The 2,148-nt window shown below is 64.2% G+C and carries 2 protein-coding genes; one reads left to right on the forward strand and one right to left on the reverse strand.

Going from position 1 to position 2,148, the window contains the following annotated elements; translation table 11 throughout:
* Positions 1-113: 113 nt before the first annotated feature.
* Positions 114-1,265 carry a DUF362 domain-containing protein gene (locus GXY33_22870; protein NLX07995.1) on the forward strand — a complete coding sequence of 384 codons (1,152 nt, stop codon included), beginning with the start codon at positions 114-116 and terminating at the stop codon, positions 1,263-1,265.
* A gap of 80 nt (positions 1,266-1,345) precedes the next feature.
* Here GXY33_22870 and GXY33_22875 read toward each other — a convergent pair.
* The coding region (locus GXY33_22875; GenBank protein ID NLX07996.1) for a hypothetical protein at positions 1,346-2,148 on the reverse strand (803 nt) is incomplete at its 5' end.

Raw genomic sequence — 2,148 nt, forward strand, 5'->3', positions numbered from 1 at the left:
GGGCCTTTGGGCCGCTGGCCCATCGCACCCGCGGGATTGACTGTCGGCGTTCACGGCTGGATAATGGTCGCAACGACGGGCCTGATGGCGAGTACGGTGGAAGGGGTGAAGCGATGAAGCTGACGCGCCGAGATTTCCTGCGGCAGTGTGCGGCGATAGGGGCATCGTCGGCGGTTTCGAGCGTTTTGCCCGGCTGCGGGATGTGTCTTGGTCCGGCGCCGTTGCCGGAGATTCCCTCGACGCCGAAGGATCAGCGGGCCACGGTCTACTCGATCCTGGGCGACGACTTGCGGGCGATGACGCTGGAGGCGATCGAGGCGGTGGGGGGGATGGCGTCGTTCGTGAGCCCGAACGAGACGGTGTTCGTCAAGGCGAACCTCGGCACGGCTGGTTTCGTTCGTCACGATATCTTCCAGACCGGCGAGTGCACCAAGCCGGAGATCATCATCACGGTGGCTGAGGAGTGCCTCAAGGCCGGCGCCGCTGAGGTCATCATCGGCGAGGCCGGCCAGACCGACCGGTTCGATTGGGCGACCCTTCGCGCGTTGGACGATTCAGCCGACCTGGCTACCGAAGCCAAGCGCCTCAGCGACCAGTATGCCGGCAAGGTGACGCTGGCCTGTCTGGAAGTCGAGTCGCCGGAGTGGGACCCGATCGACTCGCCGTGGACCGGGCTGGAGCATCTCTACATATCGAGCCTGCTGGCCCGGGCCGACCGGGTGATTACGCTGCCGGTATTCAAAACACACCGATGGTGTCATGTGACCGGCGGGCTGAAGAACTTCGTCGGAACCACCTCGCGGGCCCACTACGGACCGGGCAGTGCCAACCGCACCGCGTTGCACCAGGCGGCCGGCGGCGTCGAGCAGTGCTTTTTGGACATCGTCGCCGCCGTCAAACCCGTCCTGTCGATCATGGATATGTCAGTTTGTTGTGAAGGCGATGGACCGCACGTTCTGCCCGGATGGTGGGGGACGACGATCGACGTGAAGGACCGGCTGGGCTCGTGGCTGATCCTGGTCGGGACCGATCTGCCAGCTGTGGACGCCACCGCCGCCCGCATCGTCGGGCAGGACGTCGCGGCGGTCAACTACCTGAACTGGGCCTATCACCAGGGCCTCGGCCAGATCCAGCAGGACAAGATCGACCTGGTCGGCCCGACGCTGACCGAGCTGGCCATGGACTGGCAACCCGCCCGCCAGACCGAAGGCTTCTGCGAGGTCATCATTCCGGGCATCATGATGATGTTCGAACGGCCCACATGATCCAAGCCGGTTGCACCGACGGTTTGTCGCCTTCGGCGGACTCTCAGGCTCTTCGAGCGGCATGATACACGTGCGACCGGTCAATCCATGTCTGTGGCGCAAAGCAGCAAGGCCCAGTATTCGTGGGCGTTGATGACCAGAAATGCGATATCCCAAAAGGTGCCACAGAAGTAGCTGGAAAAGCCGGGGTCCAGAGCGAAGAACGCAGCCAGCTCGGGTGGCGTGAAGGCGAAGAGGGCCTCGAGAAAGGAACGCGTGAGCGAGGCGGCCTGTTCCTTGGGCGCGCCCTCGGTGTAGGCGCCGCCTTGCAGGACCGAAAAGATCGAGTTGCCGAAGACCTGAAGCGAGACCGGCACGACGCCTCCTCTGGCGAGGTACTGAGTTGACGCGCCGGCGATCGGAGCCGGTAGCTGCGCTCCTTGGTAGGGGATGCTGTCCAGGAAGCCCAGCGCCATCTCCGCCGTGATGGTGGTCGGTGTGCCTCGGCCCAGGGAGTAGAACTGGGCCACGGGCTTGCCGCCGATCCAGCAGTCGCCGATGAGGGTCAGCACCTGCCTGATGACCTGTTCTCGCGGCTCCGAGAATGTTGCGTCCGAGCCGATCAAAGGGATGCTCGAGCCCTCAATCGGGTCGGCTTCGTGAATGTGGCTGAAGTCAGGAAAGTCCGCATCGTCGCTCGGCGACCAGTTGACCGGGTACGTCTGAGAGGGCTCCGGCGCATGCCCTTGTGGTATGCGGACGAAGGCGCGGCTGGCCTGCTCAAGCCAATCGCGAACGCCTCTGACCCGCTCGGCGATCAGATCGGCCGCCGCCTGTTCCCGTGTCCGTTTGGTCTTTTCGGCGTACCACCGGAGTTCATCGGACGTCAGGTCCGGCAGTTCAA

The sequence above is a fragment of the Phycisphaerae bacterium genome (genome assembly GCA_012729815.1).
Lineage (GTDB): Bacteria > Planctomycetota > Phycisphaerae > JAAYCJ01 > JAAYCJ01 > JAAYCJ01.

Bases quoted from the DNA above. Each gene is read 5' to 3' on its own strand.
- GXY33_22870 (NLX07995.1), top strand. From the start codon at position 114: ATGAAGCTGACGCGCCGAGATTTCCTGCGGCAGTGTGCGGCGATAGGG.